Raw genomic sequence first — 17,592 nt, 5'->3', positions numbered from 1 at the left:
ACTGACTAATGTTTGGTATCAGCTTCTCTGAACTGCTGCTCGTCGGCCTCGTCGCCCTGCTGGTGCTGGGTCCCGAGCGTCTGCCGGGCGCTGCACGCACCGCCGGCCTGTGGGTCGGACGGCTGAAGCGCAGCTTCAACGCGATCAAACAGGAAGTTGAGCGTGAAATCGGTGCCGACGAAATCCGTCGGCAACTGCACAACGAGCACATCCTGTCGCTGGAACAGGAGGCGCGGAAGATTTTCACGCCGGTTCAGCAGGAGCCGACGCCGGCACCTCCGGTTGCCGAGCAAACGATTCATGCGCCGTCAGCAAGTGTCGAACACGTATCGACCGCTTCTGCTGAAATCGCACCTGTCACCGCTCCTGTAGAACCTGTTGCCCCTGCGGCTGCGCCTGTTGCGCCAGCCCCACACGACCCAACACTGCCGCCGCGAGCCCCATGAGCGATCTCCCCGAAAACGACCAGCACATGCCGCTGGTTTCGCACCTCACCGAGTTGCGCACCCGCCTGCTGCGTTGCGTCGCGGCGATCTTCATCATCTTCGCCGGGCTGTTTGCCTTTACCCAGCAGATCTACACCTTCGTCTCGACGCCGTTGCGCGAATACCTGCCGGCCGGCGCGACGATGATCGCCACCGACGTGTCGTCGCCGTTCCTGACGCCGTTGAAGCTGACGATGATGGTCTCGCTGTTCCTGGCGATCCCGGTAATCCTGCATCAGATCTGGGGCTTCATCGCACCGGGCCTGTACAAGCACGAGAAGCGTGTCGCAGTGCCGTTGCTGATCTCCAGTATCCTGCTGTTCTACACCGGCATGGCATTCGCCTACTTCTTCGTGTTCCCGCTGATCTTCAAGTTCTTCGCCTCGGCCACCCCGGCCGGCGTGGAAATGATGACCGACATTACCAGTTACCTCGATTTCGTCATGACGCTGTTCTTCGCTTTCGGCGTGGCGTTCGAAATCCCGGTGGCCGTGGTGCTGCTGGTGTGGATCGGCGTGGTCGACGTCAAATACCTGAAGAAGATCCGTCCGTACGTGATCATCGGCTGCTTCGTGGTCGGCATGATCCTGACCCCGCCGGACATCTTCTCCCAGACCCTGCTGGCCGTGCCGATGTGGATGCTGTTCGAAGTCGGCATCCTGTTCGGCAGTCTGGTCAGCAAACGCGAGCGCCCGGAAGAAACCGCCGACGATCACAACGACCAGCCGCCAGCGACTCAGCCATGAACCTGCTGCTGCTCGAGGAGGCCGACTTCATTGCGGCCGACCGCGTCGTGCTGCGTGACCGGCGCCTGACCCACATGCAGGAAGTCCACCGCTCGGAAGTCGGCGACAGCCTGCGGGTCGGGCGCATTGGCGGGCTGATGGGCTCGGCCGAGCTGCTGCGCCTGGACGCGGGCGAAGCCGAGCTGCGGGTCACCCTCGATCAACCGCCACCGGCCAAACTGCCGCTGACCCTGGTACTCGCCCTGCCCCGCCCGAAGATGCTGCGCCGGGTGTTCCAGACCGTGGCGACCATGGGCGTGTCGAAGGTGATTCTGGTCAACAGCTACCGGGTCGAAAAAAGCTTCTGGCAGACGCCGTTCCTCGAACCGGAAGCGATCCGCGAACAGTTGATCCTGGGCTTGGAACAGGCCCGGGACACGGTGCTGCCGGAAATCATCATCGAGAAGCGCTTCAAGCCGTTCGTCGAAGATCGCCTGCCAGCCATCACCGACGGCACCCTCGGTCTGGTCGGTCATCCGGGCAACTTCCCGCCCTGCCCCCGCGCCCTCAGCGAACCGGTAACCCTGGCCATCGGCCCCGAGGGTGGCTGGATTCCCTACGAAATCGATCTGCTGGCCAGGGCCGGGCTGCAACCGGTGCAACTGGGCGAGCGCATCCTGCGGGTCGAAACCGCCGTCACCGCACTGCTCGCCCGGCTGTTCTGAGCGCTTCTGTTCTAAGCGCTTCGCCGGACAAAAGGCGTTACAGATTGCCATCATGCGGCCGATACCCTCCCCATAAGTCCAATTAGTGGTCCGAGGGAGTCGTCGCATGTACCGTTGGTTAGCCGAGAGTCTTGGAAACGTCAGCGTTAAACGTAAGCTTGGAATCGGTTTCGGCCTGGTGCTGCTGCTGACCCTGTTGATCACCTTCACCGGCTGGACCGGCATGAGCGGGATCATCAGCCGGGGCGACAAGCTCGGCTTCATCTCCAGCCTCAACGAGCTGACCAAGGACCTGCGTCTGGCGCGTCTGGACTATGAAGCCCGCCGTGGCGAACAGGGCCCCGGTGCGGTCAACGACCTGCTCGGCAAACTCGACGCCGGCCTGCAAAGCGCCCGCGGCATGATCGAGCAACCGTCCGACGTGGCCATGATCGATCAGCAACTGGCAGCGGTCGCCGAGTACAAACGCGCCTTTGGCGACATGACCCAGGCCACCGTGCAGCGTGAAGACGCCCGCAGCAAACTCGGCGCCAGCGCCGACAATGCCGTGGCCAAGGTCAGCGAAGTCGAGAAATCCCTGCTGCAAGGCGACAGCGTCGCGCAATTCAACAGCGTGATCGAACTGAGCAAACTGCTGCAGCAGGCGCGCTATCAGGTGCGCGGCTACACCTACAGCGGCAAGGCCGAAGCCGAACAACCGGCGCTGGATGCCATCGCCGCCGCCCTGAACAATCTGGAAAGCCTGCCGAGCAAACTGCCCGATCAACACATCGCCAACCTGCAGCAGGCCACCGAATCGCTCAAGGCTTACCGCGCCGCCGTCAGCCAGTTCCGCGACTCCCAGGTGAACAACGCCAAAGCGCTGGCTCGCATGTCGGCCCAGGGCGACATCCTGCTCGACGTCAGCAAGAAACTCACCGAATCTCAGACCATCGTCCGCGACACCGATGCCGCGCACGCCAAAAACATGCTGATGATCGCCACCCTGCTGGCCCTGGCCTTCGGTCTGCTCGCGGCCTGGGCGATCACCCGGCAGATCATCATTCCGCTGGAGCAGACCCTGAAAGTCGCCGAACGCGTGGCCGCCGGTGACCTGACCCACAATCTGGTGTCCCTGCGCCGCGATGAACTTGGTCAACTGCAACGCTCGATGCAGAGCATGACCCAGGGCCTGCGCGAATTGATCGGCGGCATCAGCGACGGCGTGACCCAGATCGCCAGCGCCGCCGAAGAGTTGTCCGCGGTGACCGAGCAGACCAGCGCCGGGGTCAACAATCAGAAAATCGAGACCGACCAGGTCGCCACCGCCATGAACGAAATGGCCGCCACCGTGCAGGAAGTCGCACGCAACGCCGAGGAAGCTTCGGAAGCAGCGGTCGCTGCTGACCAGCAGGCCCGTGAAGGCGACAAGGTTGTCGGTGAAGCCATCGCCCAGATCGAACGTCTGGCCGCTGAAGTCGGCCACTCCACCGAGGCCATGGGCGAGCTCAAGCGCGAAAGCGACAAGATCGGCAGCGTGCTTGACGTGATCAAGTCCGTGGCCCAGCAAACCAACCTGCTGGCCCTCAACGCCGCCATCGAAGCCGCCCGTGCCGGTGAAGCCGGACGTGGCTTTGCGGTGGTTGCCGACGAAGTCCGCAGCCTGGCCCAGCGCACTCAGAAGTCCACGGAAGAGATCGAAGAGCTGATCGTCGGCCTGCAGAACGGCACCCAGCAAGTGGCGACGATCATGGACAACAGCCGCACCCTGACCGACAGCAGTGTCGAGCTGACCCGGCGTGCCGGTGGTTCGCTGGAAAGCATCACCCGCACCGTTTCGGCAATTCAGGCGATGAACCAGCAGATCGCCGCGGCGGCCGAGCAGCAGAGCGCTGTGGCTGAAGAGATCAACCGCAGCGTGCTGAACGTGCGGGACGTGTCGGACCAGACCTCGGCGGCCAGTGAAGAGACGGCGGCCTCCAGCGTCGAGTTGGCGCGCCTGGGCACTCACCTGCAAACGCTGGTGGGCCGGTTCAAGGTGTAAGGGATGCTTGATCGCTTGATCGTTCCCACGCTCTGCGTGGGAATGCATCCTGTGACGCTCCGCGTCACGCTTGCGAAGGGACGCAGAGCGTCCTGAGCGGCATTCCCACGCAGACGGTTCGACGCCTCGACGTGGGAACGATCAGTGATAAAAAAACGCAGCCAATGGCTGCGTTTTTTTTGCCCTGCGTTTAGAGAACTTGCCGCAGGAACGCCTGGGCTCGCGGATCCTTCGGCGCATCGAAGAACTCGGCCGGCGAGGCGTCTTCCAGCAGTTTGCCGTGATCGAAGAACAGCACCCGATCCGCCACTTCCCGGGCAAAACCCATTTCGTGGGTCACGCAGACCATGGTCATGCCTTCCACAGCCAGGTTTTTCATCACGTCCAGCACTTCGCCGACCATTTCCGGGTCGAGGGCCGAGGTCGGTTCGTCGAACAGCATGACCTTGGGGTCCATCGCCAGCGCCCGGGCAATCGCCACGCGCTGCTGCTGACCGCCGGACAGGCGCGACGGGTATTCGCGGGCCTTCTGGGCGATGCCGACCTTCTCCAGCAATGCCAGAGCCTTGGCTTCGCTTTCCTTCTGGCCGCGCTTGCGCACGACTTTCTGCGCCAGGCACAGGTTCTCCAGCACGGTCATGTGCGGGAACAGATTGAAATGCTGGAACACCATGCCGACTTCGCGGCGGTAGGCGTTGACGTCGGTTTTCGGGTCGGCCAGTTGCAGGCCGTCGATGCTCACCGAGCCGGAATCGAATTCTTCCAGACCATTAAGGCAACGCAGGAAGGTCGACTTGCCGGAGCCGGACGGGCCGATCACCACCAGCACTTCACCTTTGGCCACGGACGTGCTGACGTTATCCACCGCGCGCACCACTTGCCCACGGGTGTCGAAGACTTTTACCAGATCACGGACTTCAATCACTTTGCGCGAGCCTCCGCTCAAGCCGGCTGGCGATTTTCGACAGCGGCAGGTTGATCAACAGGTACAGGCCGGCGACGCAGAACAGGATCTCGAACGGCGAGAACGACGTGGTGATGACTTCCCGGCCGCTTTTCAGCAGCTCGGTGATGGCGATCACCGACACCAGCGAGGTGTCTTTGACCAGACTGATGAACTGCCCGGCCAGCGGCGGCAGCACGCGCTTGAATGCCTGCGGCAGCACCACATGACGCATCGACTGACCGGCACTCAGGCCGAGCGAACGCGCCGCTTCGTTCTGGCCGCGGGCAATCGACTGCACACCGGAACGGATGATTTCCGCCACGTAGGCGCCGGTGAACAACGACAGCGCGGCAATCCCGGCGAACTCCCGGGACAGGTTCATCACCGTGCCGATGAAGAAATAGAAAATGAAGATCTGCACCAGCAGCGGCGTGCCGCGCACCAGTTCGACATAGATCGTCGACAGGTCGCGCAGGGTCGGGTTGCTCGACAGCCGGCACAGCCCGGTGGCCAGACCGATCAGCAGACCCAGCACACCGGACACCACCGACAGCCAAAGCGTGGTCCACAGGCCCCACAGCAGCGGACCCGCCGCCCAATGCCGCGTCACGCCCACGACGTCGCCTTCGGCCACATCGTCGCCCTGAGCGAATTGCAGGCTGTTTTCGTCGACGGTCAGGTGCTGCTCGTCACCGGCATCGTTGCGCAGGGTGACCTGCGCGCTGCCACCTTTGCGCACCAGTTCGCTGACGGTGGAAATGTCGGTCGCGCGCTGGGTTTCCTCGGCCTGATAGGCGAAGTACTGCGGCACGCGGTTCCAGCGCCATTCGTAGGACATCAGCGACGTGGCGTAATACAACGCGCCGGCCAGGCCGACCAGCACCAGCACGGTCAGGACGTGCCAGGGCCATTGGGCTTTTTTCTGTTTCATTGAATGTTTCTCTGATTCGCTCGTTCCCACGCTCTGCGTGGGAATGCATCCTGTGACGCTCTGCGTCACGCTTGCGAAGGGACGCGGAGCGTCCCGGGCGGCGTTCCCACGCAAAGCGTGGGAACGATCAGCGGGCGGGCCTTATTCCATGTCCTTGAGCCACTCGGTGCTCTTGAACCACTTGTCATGGATGCGATCGTAGGTGCCGTCTTCGTGGATCTGGTGCAGGAAGTTGTTGATGAAGTTGATGCTGTCGTAGTCACCCTTCTTCAGACCGAAGGCCAGTGGCTCGTAGGTGAACGGCTTGTCGAGGAACACCAGTTTGCCGGCGCCGACCTTGTTCACCGCGACCACGTTGTACGGCGCGTCGTAGATGAAGGCATCAGCCTTGCCGTTGACCACGTCGAGCACGGCTTCCTGCTCGTTGTCGTAGCCGTGGTACTTGGCCTTGGAGATCAGTTTTTTGGCGACCATCTCGCCGGTGGTGCCGAGCTTGGAGGTGATGCGGTAGTCGGCGGTGTTCAGGTCTTTGTAGGACTTGATGGTGCCTTCCAGTTCCTTGCGGATCAGCAGGGTCTGGCCGACCACGATGAACGGTTCGCTGAAGTTCAGGCGCAGGTTGCGTTCCTGGGTCAGGGTCATGCCGCTGCCGATCATGTCGAACTTGTCGGTCATCAGCGCCGGGATGATCCCGTCGTAGCCGGTGGAGACCAGCTCCAGCTTGACGCCCATGGCCTTGGTCATGGCTTTGAGGATGTCGACTTCGAAACCGATGATTTCGCCGCGCTTGTTGGTCATTTCGAACGGCATGTAGGTCGGATCCATGCCGACCTTCAACGAGCCACGCTTGACCGCGTCGTCGATTGCGCCGGCCTGCGCCGCATTGACTGCAACCAGTGCCGTGACGCCGACCAGCAGCATCGACAGATACTTCTTCATCTTCAAGTCCCCAAAACCATTGCGTTTGCGGCGCGAAAACCGACAGAAATGGACAAGATTGTCCGGGTGCGCCAATTCGGGGACGGATGCTAACGCACTCGATTTTTTGCACAAGGTTTAATGGACGATTTGTTTAACATTCAAGATTTACCCCCTCACCCCAACCCTCTCCCCCAAGGGGGGCGAGGGGGAAAGGGAGCCGATCTCTGTAAATTTCAAATCTGAGTTCGACCGAGATCTGTCAGGTCGATGTATTTCGAGAGAACAACTCAGTCAGTCCCCTCTCCCTCTGGGAGAGGGTTAGGCGGGCGGCGTTCCGATGAGGGGCTTTTCGGCAGGCAAAAAAAACCCCGCTTTCGCGGGGTTTCTTCATCAGGCCGGTTGCGCCTGCAAGCTCACAGGCTTGAGCGGCAGCAGCGGTGCATGAGGATCAGCTTTCACCGAAGCCCGCCATGCGTCCAGCCACTCGGCATGACCTTCGGCCCACACCTGCTCGTGCAGACGGGCCAGGGCCACCGGATCGCTCAGCAGTTGCAGGCGATCATGGTTGTTCAGCCCGGCCGGGCCGACCTTGATCGCGTGACGCACACGTTCCTGGCGCAGCCATTCGATCGGCTCGGCCTGACCGTGACGCGAGGTCGCCAGCGAGCACGCCAGGGCGTTCTGCTGTGGATCGACCACGGCGCGGATGAAGCCGTCATTCAGTGCGTGCCAGCGGTTTTCGTGGGTGTACTGATCGGTGGCCAGCAGCGCCTGTGGCGGATTGTATTCCTCGGGGATGAGGAACAGGCTCTCGTCACGGGATTTGAGGCCCAGACCGACGCGGCTGGAAATCACCGACACCGGAATCGACAGCATCAGCGAACCGACGATCGGCACCAGCCACCACAGGAAGCTCGGGTTCAGCCAGATCACCAGCAGCGCCCAGAAGAAGCCCAGCAGGGTCTGCGGACCGTGACGCTTGACCGCTTCGCTCCATGGCGTCGAGTCGTCGTCACGCTGCGGCGAGTTCCAGGTCGCGGCCCAGCCGAGGAACGCGGCGAGAACGAAACGGGTGTGGAAAATCATCCGTACCGGCGCCAGCAGCATGGAGAACAGCATCTCCAGCAGCATCGACAGGGTCACCTTGAACTTGCCGCCGAACTCTTTCGCGCCCTTGGCCCAGATCAGGATGATGCTCAACAGCTTCGGCAGGAACAGCAGCACGATGGTCGTCGAGAACAGCGCGATCGCCTTGTCCGGGTGCCATTGCGGCCACAGCGGATAGAGCTGACGCGGTTCGAGGAAGTACTGCGGCTCCATCAGCGTGTTCACCGCCAGCAGCGCGGTCGACAGCACGAGGAAGAAGAACCACAACGGCGCCGACAGGTAAGACATCACGCCGGTCAGGAACACCGCGCGGTGCACCGGGTGCATGCCTTTGACCAGGAACAGACGGAAGTTCATCAGGTTGCCGTGGCACCAGCGACGGTCACGCTTGAGCTCGTCGAGCAGGTTCGGCGGCAGTTCTTCGTAGCTGCCCGGCAGATCGTAGGCAATCCACACGCCCCAGCCGGCGCGGCGCATCAGCGCCGCTTCAACGAAGTCGTGAGAGAGAATCGCACCGGAGAACGCACCTTTGCCCGGCAACGGCGCCAGGGCGCAGTGGTCGATGAACGGCTTCATGCGGATGATCGCGTTGTGACCCCAGTAGTGGGATTCACCCAGCTGCCAGAAGTGCAGGCCGGCGGTGAACAGCGGACCGTACACGCGAGTGGCGAACTGCTGCATGCGCGCATACAGCGTGTCCATGCCCGAAGCGCGCGGCGCGGTCTGGATGATACCGGCGTCCGGCGTGGCCTCCATCAGGCGCACCAGACTGGTCAGGCACTCGCCGCTCATCACCGAGTCGGCGTCGAGCACGACCATGTACTTGTAGTCACCGCCCCAGCGACGGCAGAAGTCGTCGAGGTTGCCGCTCTTGCGTTTGACGCGACGGCGACGGCGGCGATAGAAGATCTTGCCGAAACCCTTGGCTTCGCGGCAGACGTCCAGCCAGGCCTGCTGCTCGGCAACGCAGATGTCGGTGTCGTTACTGTCGCTGAGGACGAAGAAGTCGAAACGGTCCAGGTCACCGGTAGCGGCGACCGACTCGAAGGTCGCGCGCAGACCGGCGAACACCCGAGGCACGTCTTCGTTGCAGATCGGCATCACCAGTGCGGTGCGCGCGTCTTTCGGAATCGGCTCGTTGCCGGCACTTTTACCGGAGATCCGGTATTTATCGTGGCCGGTGAGCAATTCGAGGAAGCCCATCAGCGCGGTCCAGAAACCGGCCGATACCCAGCAAAACAGAATCCCGAACATGATCAGGATGCTGGTCTGCAGCGCATACGGCAGCACTTGCGTGGCGGTTTGCAGCAGCGGTTGATGCAGGACTTCTTCCAGATCGACGAACGACCAGCCCTGGTACGGCATGATGCCTTTCATGTACCAGCCGGCGACGATGGTCTGCCCCAGCATCAGCACCAGCAGAATGTAGCGACGGATCGAGCCGACCGTGCGCCAGCGCGCCGCCGGCAGCACGTTGGCGTCCTTCGGCGGTTGCGGCGGGTTGGTGCGGCCGGTCAGGCGGCGCCAGCCACGCACCAGGATGTTGGTGCGCCACGGCTCCGGCACGACCTTGGTCCGACGGATCGGCGGCGTGGCCTTCATGCTGACCCGGCCGCTGGCGTCGAGCACCAGCATTTCCGCGTCTTGCAGCTCTTCGGCGGTGCTCAGGATCAGGCGCTTGCCCACCGAAGCCTGGGCGGCTTCGGTCGGTGCGTCAAAGGTCTTGGACGACAGGCGTTCATGCAATTCGCTGAAGGACTGGCAGCCCGCGAGTTCCGCGCGCTGCTCGTCGGTCATCGGCAGATGCGCCAGGTACTCGGACAGAGTCTCTGGCTGTACTTGAGAGTTACTCATCGGCAGGCAACTGATAGCTCCAGGTCTCGGTCAGGACTTCTTCAGTCGGTGCCGATTCCGGTGTGGCTGGGGCCGCGTCCGCAGCGGCTGGCTGCTTGGCGTCTTTGTTGGCCTTGTCCTTGGCATCTGCAACCGGCTTGGCGTCGGCCTGTTTGGCCTCGGCGGCCTTGGCTTCCTTGTCGGCTTTCTCTTGTTGCTTGGCGGCAACCTTGTCGGCCTTGGCTACCGACGAATTGGACGTCGGCACCGAAGACTTGGCCAGATCAGCGGTGACCACTGGCTGCACCAGAGCTGCGCGCATCTCGGTGGACTTGCTCGGGTCCTTGATCTTCATCCGCAGGGTCAGGCGCCAGCCCTTGGTTTCCGGGTTGTAGCGCACGCTGTTTTCGACCAGTTCGGCGTTGTCGCCGACGCTGACCTGGCTGCGAACGTCCGCATCTGGAGCCAAAGCGGCCAGAGACGGGCCTTCGAAGTCGACCAGGTAGGCAACGCTGCCATCCGGCTGACGGATCAGGTTCGATTGCTTGACGTCACCGGTCGAACGCAGGGTCTGCTTGACCCAGGCGCTGTCCGGCGCGTGAATCGCCGCTTCGTCCATGGTCCAGTGCATGCGGTAGGCGAAGTCCAGCGGCTGGCCTGGCTCCGGCAGTTTTTCCGGGTTCCAGAACGCAACGATGTTGTCGTTGGTTTCGTCCGCAGTCGGGATCTCGACCAGATCAACCGTGCCCTTGCCCCAGTCGCCCTTCGGCTCGATCCAGGCGCTTGGGCGCTTGTCGTAGCGGTCGTCGAGGTCTTCGTAGTGGCTGAAATCACGGCCACGTTGCAGCAGACCGAAACCACGCGGGTTCTCGACGCTGAACTGGCTCACGGCCAGATGTTTAGGGTTGTTCAGAGGGCGCCAGATCCACTCGCCGTTGCCGGCATGGATCGACAGACCGCTGGAGTCGTGCAGTTCGCGACGGTAGTTGAGCACTTTCGACGGCTGGTTGGCGCCGAACAGGAACATGCTGGTCAGCGGCGCGATGCCGAGCTTGCCGACCTTGTCACGCAGGTACATCTGGCCCTTGACGTCGACAATGGTGTCGCTGCCCGGACGCAGGATCAGACGGTAGGCGCCGGTCGCACGTGGCGAATCCAGCAGGGCGAAGATCACCAGGTGCTTGTCGCCCGGCTTCGGCTGCTGAATCCAGAACTCGCGAAAACGCGGGAATTCTTCGCCGGACGGCAAAGCGGTATCGATCGCCAGACCACGGGCCGACAGACCGTAGGTGTGACCCTTGCCGACAACGCGGAAGTAGCTCGCGCCCAGCATGGTCATGATTTCGTCTTGCTTGTCCGCCTTGTTGATCGGGTACAGCACACGGAAACCGGCGTAGCCCAGTTGTTCGGTGGCCTTCGGATCGAACTGCAGGTCGCCGAAATCGAAACGGCTCGGATCGTATTTGATCTCTTCGACGGTGTTCGCGGTGATTTCGTTGATTTTCACCGGCGTATCGAAGTGCATGCCCTGGTGATAGAAGGACAGCTTGAACGGGGTCTTCTGGTCGGCCCATTCGGCTTTTTCGGTGCGGAAACGAATCTTCTGATAGTCCGCGAATTTCATTTCACGGAATTCGTTCGGCAGGTTGCTGCGCGGGGCTTCGAACTTCTGCCCGGCCAGCTCTTTGGCCTTGGCCGACACATCGTCAAGATTGAATGCCCAAAGCTGGCCGGCGCTGAGCAGGCAGAGTACTGCCGAGCCCGCTACCAGAGCGCTGCGCAAGCGTTTGGCAGACAATTTTGCTGCATTACAGGGACTAACAATCACGAGCAACCCTCGCCGAAAACAGATCAATAAACCAACGGCCAGATGAAGTGCCTGTGAGGGATTCGGTACAAAAAAACCGACCTTGCAGGACACCCTTGCCAAGTTGGCGAGCATTGTTCCGACTCCGCTGGGTCAAAATGATTCCCCAATCGGATCCGGACAAGTCTCTACCTAAGTCAAAATGGACCAACGAACGCTGATCCCCGTAGCGCGCGATTATCTAGTAGCCCGCGTGACAACGCATCAGGGGTAACAAAGTATTTATCGCGAAAATTCCCTGTTTTCAGTCGAAAAGCCCTTAAAAAGTTGTTTCAAGCACTTTCATGTCTGTAACAGGAAGGTTACCGGGCCATCGTTGACCAGGTGCACCTGCATATCCGCGCCGAATCTACCTGATGCCACTGTGCCATGCATCTGTTTCGCTTTGCTTAATAGATAGTCGAATAATTCTTCGCCCAGCGCCGGAGGGGCGGCGGTCGAGAAACTCGGGCGCAACCCGCTTTTGGTGTCGGCAGCGAGGGTGAACTGAGAGACCAGCAGCAACCCGCCGCCCACATCCGCCAGGGACAGATTCATCTTGCCCTCGGCGTCACTGAACACTCGATAGTTAAGCAGCTTATGCAGAAGTTTGTCGGCGCTGGCCGGCGTGTCGTCGGGTTCGACCGCCACCAGCACCAATAAACCCTGATCGACACTGCCAACCACCTCACCCGCCACTTCGACTCGCGCGCCTTTCACGCGCTGTAAAAGACCCTTCATGCTTCTTCGGGCGGCAGGTCGAGCAGACGACGGGCCATTTTGCTGGCGGCGCGCACCAGTGCATCGGTGATGCCCGGTTCCGAGGCAGCGTGGCCGGCATCGCGGATCACCTGCAGCTCGCTGTTCGGCCAGGCCTGATGCAGTTCCCAGGCGTTGTCGAGCGGGCAGATCACGTCGTAGCGGCCGTGGATGATCACGCCCGGCAGATGGGCGATCTTGCCCATGTCGCGGATCAGCTGGTTTGGCTCAAGGAAGGCATTGTTGGTGAAGTAGTGGCATTCGATCCGCGCGATCGACAAGGCGCGCTGCGGCTCGGAGAAACGGTCTACCACCAGCGGGTTCGGACGCAGGGTCGCGGTGCGCCCTTCCCAGGTCGACCAGGCCTTGGCCGCGTGCATCTGGGCGATCTGGTCGTTGCCGGTCAGGCGTTTGTGGAACGCGCTGAGCAGGTCGTCGCGCTCGTCCAGCGGGATCGGCGCGAGGTAGTCCTGCCAGTAATCGGGGAACAGACGGCTGGCGCCGGCCTGGTAGAACCATTCGATTTCCTGCGGACGGCAGAGAAAGATCCCGCGCAGGATCAGACCGTGCACGCGCTCCGGGTGGGTCTGCGCGTAGGCCAGCGCCAGGGTCGAACCCCAGGAACCGCCGAACAGCACCCATTTGTCGATGCCCAGGTGTTTACGAATGCGCTCGAGGTCTTCGACCAGATCCCAGGTGGTGTTGTTTTCCAGGCTGGCGTGGGGCGTGGAGCGACCGCAGCCGCGCTGGTCGAAGGTGACAATGCGATACAGGTTCGGATCGAAGTAGCGGCGACTCTGGGCGTCGCACCCGGCGCCGGGACCTCCGTGGATGAACACCACCGGCAAACCTTCCGGTGAACCGCTTTCGTCGACGTACAGCGTATGGGTGTCATCGACGGCCAGATCGTGCCGTGCGTGAGGTTTGATCTGCGGAAACAAAGTCTGCATTGCGCGCTCCGTAAGGGGTCGAGGTCATCCCTGAGGGGACTTCTATTATTCTGCCGTCCGGCATCATAAACCCGATTTACGTCAATGAGCATGCCCGTGCGCTGTCACATTTTGTCAGCCATGAACCCCAGCAGGTTCTCAAAGAGACGATCGACCTCGGCGACCTGATTTCGCGCCCGCAGGCAGCCGTGAACCAGCCCTTCGCCGTAATACAGCGCCGCGTCGACGCCCGCCGCGTTCAGCCGTTCGGCGTAGCACACGCCGTCGTCACGCAGCGGATCGAACTGCGCCACGGCGATCCAGGCCGGTGGCAAACCGCTGAAGTCCCCGGCCAGCAACGGCATCGCATAGGCGTTCGGCTTGGCGGTGCCGCGCAGGTACAAGGCGTGATAACAGTCGAGATCGCTGCTGGCGAGCAACGGCGCATCCGCGCATTCGCTGCGCGACGGCAACTGCTCATCGCCTCCCAGCCCCGGATAGATCAAGACCTGCGCGCCCGGCAGCGGCTCGCCGGCATCGCGCAGTGCCAGGCACAGCGCCGCCGCCAGATTGCCCCCGGCACTGTCGCCCGCCACCAGCATCCGTCCGGGGTCGAACCAGAACGGCCCACTGCGCAACGCGCGCCAGACGCTCAGGCAATCCTCGAAACCGGCGGGGAACGGATGTTCCGGCGCCAGCCGGTAATCCACCGCCACCACCATTGCCCCGAGCGCCATGGCCAGCTCGCAGCAGATGAAGTCATGGGAATCCAGCCCGCCGACCACCCAACCGCCGCCGTGCAGGTACAACACGCACGGCCAGCCACTGGCCGATGGCCGGACGGGCGGGCGATACGAACGCACCGCCACCCCGCTCAACTGGAAATCCACCACCTCCAGACCCGCCGGCCGTTCGGGCGTGAAGGCGCGGCACATGGCGTCATAGGATTTGCGCAATCCGCCGAGGCTGCTGTCCTCGCTGGCAAAGCCTTCGGTTCTGGAAACGAAGGCTGCCATCGACGGCGAAAGTGGATAAGTGCCCATCAGTTTTTCAGGCTGGCCTGAACCGTGGCCACGCCGTCCTTGCCATCGAAACTGCTGACACCCGCCAGCCAGCGTTGCAGGTCTTCGGGATGTTCACGCAGCCAGGTCTTCGCCACTTCCTGCGGCGTCTTGCGCTCCATGATCGGCACCATCAACTGGCTTTCCTGAGCGGCGGTGAAGGTCAGGTTTTCCAGCAGTCGATGGACGTTAGGGCAGCGCTCGGCGTAGTCCGGCGCGGTGACCGTGGAAACGGTGGCGGCGCCTTCGTTGGGGCCGTAGACGTCTTCGCTGCCGGTCAGGTAGGTGATCTTCATGTTGATGTTCATCGGATGCGGGGTCCATCCCACGAACACCACGAACTCCTTGCGGTTCACCGCCCGCTGCACGGCGGCGAGCATGCCGGCCTCACCGGATTCGACGATCTTGAAATCCTTCAGGCCGAAATGGTTGGTTTCGATCATCGTCTTGATGGTGGTGTTGGCGCCACTGCCGGGCTCGATGCCGTAAATCTTGCCGCCGAGCTGATCCTTGAATTTCGCGATGTCGCCGAAGGTTTTCAGGCCTGCCGCCGCGACATAATCCGGAACCGCCAGCGTTGCCTGGGCGTCGGCCAGGCTGGGTTTGTCCATGACCTTGACCTGATTGGCGGCGAGGAACGGCGCAATATTCTTGTCCATCGCCGGTTTCCAGTAGCCGAGGAAGATATCCAGACGCTTGTCGCGGATGCCGGCGAAGATGATTTGCTGCACGGCGCTGGTCTGTTTGCTTTCGTAGCCGAGGCCGTTGAGCAGCACGTCGGCCATGCCGCTGGTGGCGATCACGTCGGTCCAGTTGACGACGCCCATGCGCACGGTTTTGCAGGAAGCATCATCGGAAGCCATGGCGCCGGCGCTGAGCAGCGCACTGCCGGTCAGGATTAACGCACAACGAGTGAACAGTCTTTTCATGTGGGATCGTCTCGTGCGGCAGCGGGTTATTGTTCGGATCGGTGTCTTCTTGCACCGTGGCCGAAACATTACGCAGCAGACGAGCGGGAAAAGCGAACTGTGGCGACCGGGATTTGCACGGTGGCGACTTCTCCCGATCGTTCCCACGCTCCGCGTGGGAATGCAGCCCGTGACGCTCCGCGTCACTGGACGCGGAGCGTCCCTTGAGGCATTCCCACGCAGAGCGTGGGAACGATCACAGCTGACTCAGTTGTAGTGGTTTTTGCCCCAGGCGAGCAGCCCTTGCAGCAATTCCTTCAGCACCACCCGTGTCGGCTCCGCCAGATCGGCGCGGTAGCGGAACGGTTCGAACTCTTCCATGTAGGTGCACTGGCCCAGCTCCAGTTGCACAGCGTGGATGTTTTCCGCCGGGTTGCCGTAGTGACGGGTGATGTGGCCGCCCTTGAAGCGCCCGTTCAGCACATGGCTGTAAGCGTCGTGGCGGGCGCAGATCGCTTCCAGTTGCGTGGCCAACTGCGGATCGCAACTGGCGCCGTTGAAAGTGCCGAGGTTGAAGTCCGGCAGCTTGCCGTCGAACAGGTGCGGGATGATCGAGCGGATCGAATGCGCATCGAACAGCAACGCGTAACCGAACTCGGCCTTCAACCGCGCCAGCTCCTCCTGCAAGGTGCGGTGATACGGCGTCCAGATCTGCTCCAGATAGGTCGCACGCTCTTCTTTCGACGGCTCCTGGCCTGCCTTGAACAACGGAATGCCATCGAACAGCGTCGCCGGGTACAGCCCGGTGGTGGCGCCGGCGTACAGCGGTTTGTCGTCGGACGGCCGGTTCAGGTCGATGACGAACCGCGAGTACTCGGCCGCCAGAGTGCTGGCGCCCAGTTCGGCGGCGAAATCGTAGAGCTGCGGAATGTGCCAGTCGGTGTCCGGCAGGCTTTTCGCGTCCGGGATCAACCCGGCCTCGACCGCCGGGGTCAGGCGCACACCGGCGTGGGGCATGCTGATCAGCAGCGGCACGCGACCTTGTTTGAAGTTCAGAACCTTATCCACAACCGCTCTCCTACAGACTTGATTCAACGCCGTGACGCACGACGCGTTTGTCCAGTTCACCACCCAGCCAATACGCCAGATCCGCCGGGCGATCGATCTGCCAGGCGACAAAATCCGCGACCTTGCCGACTTCCAGCGAACCGTGGGTCTCGGCCATGCCCAGGGCTTGTGCCGCATGAATCGTAGCGCCGGCCAGCGCTTCCTCCGGGGTCATGCGGAAGCAGGTGCAGGCCATGTTCAGCATCAGGCGCAACGACAGCGCCGGCGAGGTGCCGGGGTTTAAGTCGCTGGCGATGGCGATTTTCACTTTGTGTTTGCGCAGGGCTTCCATCGGCGGCAACTGGGTTTCGCGCAGGAAGTAGAACGCCCCCGGCAACAACACCGCGACGGTGTCGGATTCGGCCATGGCGATGGCGTCGGCCTCGTCCATGAACTCCAGGTGATCGGCGGACAATGCGTGGTAGCGCGCAGCGAGGCTGGAACCGTGCAGCGACGACAATTGCTCGGCGTGCAGCTTCACCGGCAGATTGAGTTTTTGCGCGGTAATGAACACCCGCTCGACCTGCTCAGGGGAGAACGCCAGGTATTCGCAGAACGCATCCACCGCATCGACCAGGCCTTCGGCAGCCAGCGCGGGCAGCATCTCGGCACAGATGTGATCGATGTAATCGTCGGCGCGGTCCTTGTATTCCGGCGGCAAGGCGTGGGCGGCCAGGCAGGTGCTGCGCACGCTGATCGGCAGCTCGGCGGCGAGGCGACGGATGACCCGCAGGATCTTGCGCTCGCTGGCCAGATCGAGGCCGTAGCCGGATTTCATTTCGACCGTGGTCACGCCGTCGCGCATCAGGCTTTTCAGGCGCTTGGCGGCGCTGGCGAACAGCTCGTCTTCCGAGGCTTCGCGCGTGGCGCGCACGGTGCTGGCGATGCCGCCGCCGGCGGCGGCGATCTCTGCATAGCTGACGCCTTGCAGGCGCTTCTCGAATTCGCCGCTGCGGTTGCCGCCGAACACGGTGTGGGTGTGGCAGTCGATCAGCCCGGGAGTGACCCAAGCGCCTTGCAGGTCATTGACCGCCGGGTATTCGCCTGACGGCAATTGGCTGCGCGGGCCGATCCACTCGATGAGTGCACCGGACGTCACGATGGCCGCATCCTCGATGATCGAGTAGACGCCTTGCGCCATGGTTGCGACGTGGCAGTGTTGCCAGAGGGTTTTCATCCCAAGTCCTCGTCTTGCGATCGTTCCCACGCTCTGCGTGGGAATGCAGCCCGTGACGCTCCGCGTCACTGGACGCGGAGCGTCCCTTGAGGCATTCCCACGCAGAGCG

General features: G+C 62.3%; 15 protein-coding genes and 1 pseudogene. 5 read left to right on the top strand and 11 right to left on the bottom strand.

What is annotated here, in order from left to right:
• Positions 1 to 8 precede the first annotated feature (8 nt).
• The 5 genes and pseudogenes from tatB (at position 9) to AC07Y2_RS27385 (ending at position 3,958) form a co-directional block, all read left to right on the top strand.
• Positions 9 to 446 (top strand): Sec-independent protein translocase protein TatB, encoded by a 438-nt coding sequence (gene tatB, locus AC07Y2_RS27405; RefSeq protein ID WP_039772458.1) that lies wholly within the window; start codon positions 9 to 11, stop codon positions 444 to 446.
• Complete coding sequence (tatC, locus tag AC07Y2_RS27400) at positions 443 to 1,231, top strand: twin-arginine translocase subunit TatC (protein ID WP_007952425.1); 789 nt, start codon at positions 443 to 445, stop codon at positions 1,229 to 1,231. The genes tatB and tatC overlap by 4 nt, the downstream gene beginning before the upstream one ends.
• A complete protein-coding gene (locus tag AC07Y2_RS27395) occupies positions 1,228 to 1,935 on the top strand; it encodes a 16S rRNA (uracil(1498)-N(3))-methyltransferase (protein ID WP_103387337.1) in 708 nt (235 codons plus the stop codon). The genes tatC and AC07Y2_RS27395 overlap by 4 nt, the downstream gene beginning before the upstream one ends.
• 106 nt (positions 1,936 to 2,041) lie before the next feature.
• A pseudogene (locus AC07Y2_RS27390) lies at positions 2,042 to 3,103 on the top strand (methyl-accepting chemotaxis protein); the annotation flags it as partial.
• Positions 3,086 to 3,958: a methyl-accepting chemotaxis protein gene (locus AC07Y2_RS27385; RefSeq protein ID WP_371850981.1), complete on the top strand. Its 873-nt coding sequence runs from the start codon at positions 3,086 to 3,088 to the stop codon at positions 3,956 to 3,958. The pseudogene AC07Y2_RS27390 and the gene AC07Y2_RS27385, both read left to right, overlap by 18 nt.
• 190 nt (positions 3,959 to 4,148) lie before the next feature.
• Here AC07Y2_RS27385 and AC07Y2_RS27380 read toward each other — a convergent pair whose 3' ends face one another.
• The 11 genes from AC07Y2_RS27380 to hutI all read right to left on the bottom strand — a co-directional run bounded on the left by AC07Y2_RS27380 (position 4,149) and on the right by hutI (position 17,483).
• Complete coding sequence (locus AC07Y2_RS27380) at positions 4,149 to 4,883, bottom strand: amino acid ABC transporter ATP-binding protein (protein ID WP_064592877.1); 735 nt, start codon at positions 4,881 to 4,883, stop codon at positions 4,149 to 4,151.
• Positions 4,876 to 5,835, bottom strand: coding sequence for an amino acid ABC transporter permease (locus AC07Y2_RS27375; protein WP_007952431.1), 960 nt, complete (start codon positions 5,833 to 5,835; stop codon positions 4,876 to 4,878). The genes AC07Y2_RS27380 and AC07Y2_RS27375 overlap by 8 nt, the downstream gene beginning before the upstream one ends.
• A gap of 141 nt (positions 5,836 to 5,976) precedes the next feature.
• Positions 5,977 to 6,774 carry a transporter substrate-binding domain-containing protein gene (locus AC07Y2_RS27370; RefSeq protein WP_039772466.1) on the bottom strand — a complete coding sequence of 266 codons (798 nt, stop codon included), beginning with the start codon at positions 6,772 to 6,774 and terminating at the stop codon, positions 5,977 to 5,979.
• A gap of 372 nt (positions 6,775 to 7,146) precedes the next feature.
• Positions 7,147 to 9,717 (bottom strand): glucans biosynthesis glucosyltransferase MdoH, encoded by a 2,571-nt coding sequence (gene mdoH, locus AC07Y2_RS27365; protein ID WP_039764737.1) that lies wholly within the window; start codon positions 9,715 to 9,717, stop codon positions 7,147 to 7,149.
• The gene (locus tag AC07Y2_RS27360; RefSeq protein WP_085667782.1) at positions 9,710 to 11,524 is read right to left on the bottom strand and encodes a glucan biosynthesis protein G; all 1,815 of its coding nucleotides are present in this window, start codon (positions 11,522 to 11,524) and stop codon (positions 9,710 to 9,712) included. Before AC07Y2_RS27360 ends, mdoH begins: the two co-directional genes overlap by 8 nt.
• A 321-nt stretch (positions 11,525 to 11,845) precedes the next feature.
• Positions 11,846 to 12,283, bottom strand: coding sequence for a D-aminoacyl-tRNA deacylase (dtd, locus tag AC07Y2_RS27355; protein WP_064592873.1), 438 nt, complete (start codon positions 12,281 to 12,283; stop codon positions 11,846 to 11,848).
• Positions 12,280 to 13,251 (bottom strand): prolyl aminopeptidase, encoded by a 972-nt coding sequence (gene pip / locus AC07Y2_RS27350; RefSeq protein ID WP_007952436.1) that lies wholly within the window; start codon positions 13,249 to 13,251, stop codon positions 12,280 to 12,282. The genes dtd and pip overlap by 4 nt, the downstream gene beginning before the upstream one ends.
• A gap of 104 nt (positions 13,252 to 13,355) precedes the next feature.
• Positions 13,356 to 14,273, bottom strand: a complete 918-nt coding sequence (locus AC07Y2_RS27345; RefSeq protein ID WP_085667685.1) for an alpha/beta hydrolase — start codon at positions 14,271 to 14,273, stop codon at positions 13,356 to 13,358.
• Entirely contained in the window at positions 14,273 to 15,220 is a 948-nt protein-coding gene (locus AC07Y2_RS27340) for a choline ABC transporter substrate-binding protein (RefSeq protein WP_064592869.1), read from the bottom strand. The genes AC07Y2_RS27345 and AC07Y2_RS27340 overlap by 1 nt, the downstream gene beginning before the upstream one ends.
• A gap of 246 nt (positions 15,221 to 15,466) precedes the next feature.
• Entirely contained in the window at positions 15,467 to 16,267 is an 801-nt protein-coding gene (hutG, locus tag AC07Y2_RS27335; RefSeq protein WP_039764730.1) for an N-formylglutamate deformylase, read from the bottom strand.
• A gap of 10 nt (positions 16,268 to 16,277) precedes the next feature.
• Positions 16,278 to 17,483 carry an imidazolonepropionase gene (gene hutI / locus AC07Y2_RS27330; protein ID WP_103387335.1) on the bottom strand — a complete coding sequence of 402 codons (1,206 nt, stop codon included), beginning with the start codon at positions 17,481 to 17,483 and terminating at the stop codon, positions 16,278 to 16,280.
• Positions 17,484 to 17,592 lie beyond the last annotated feature (109 nt).

The sequence above is a fragment of the Pseudomonas sp. GW456-12-1-14-TSB6 genome, assembly GCF_059424205.1.
This window is presented reverse-complemented; position numbering and strand designations above follow the sequence as displayed.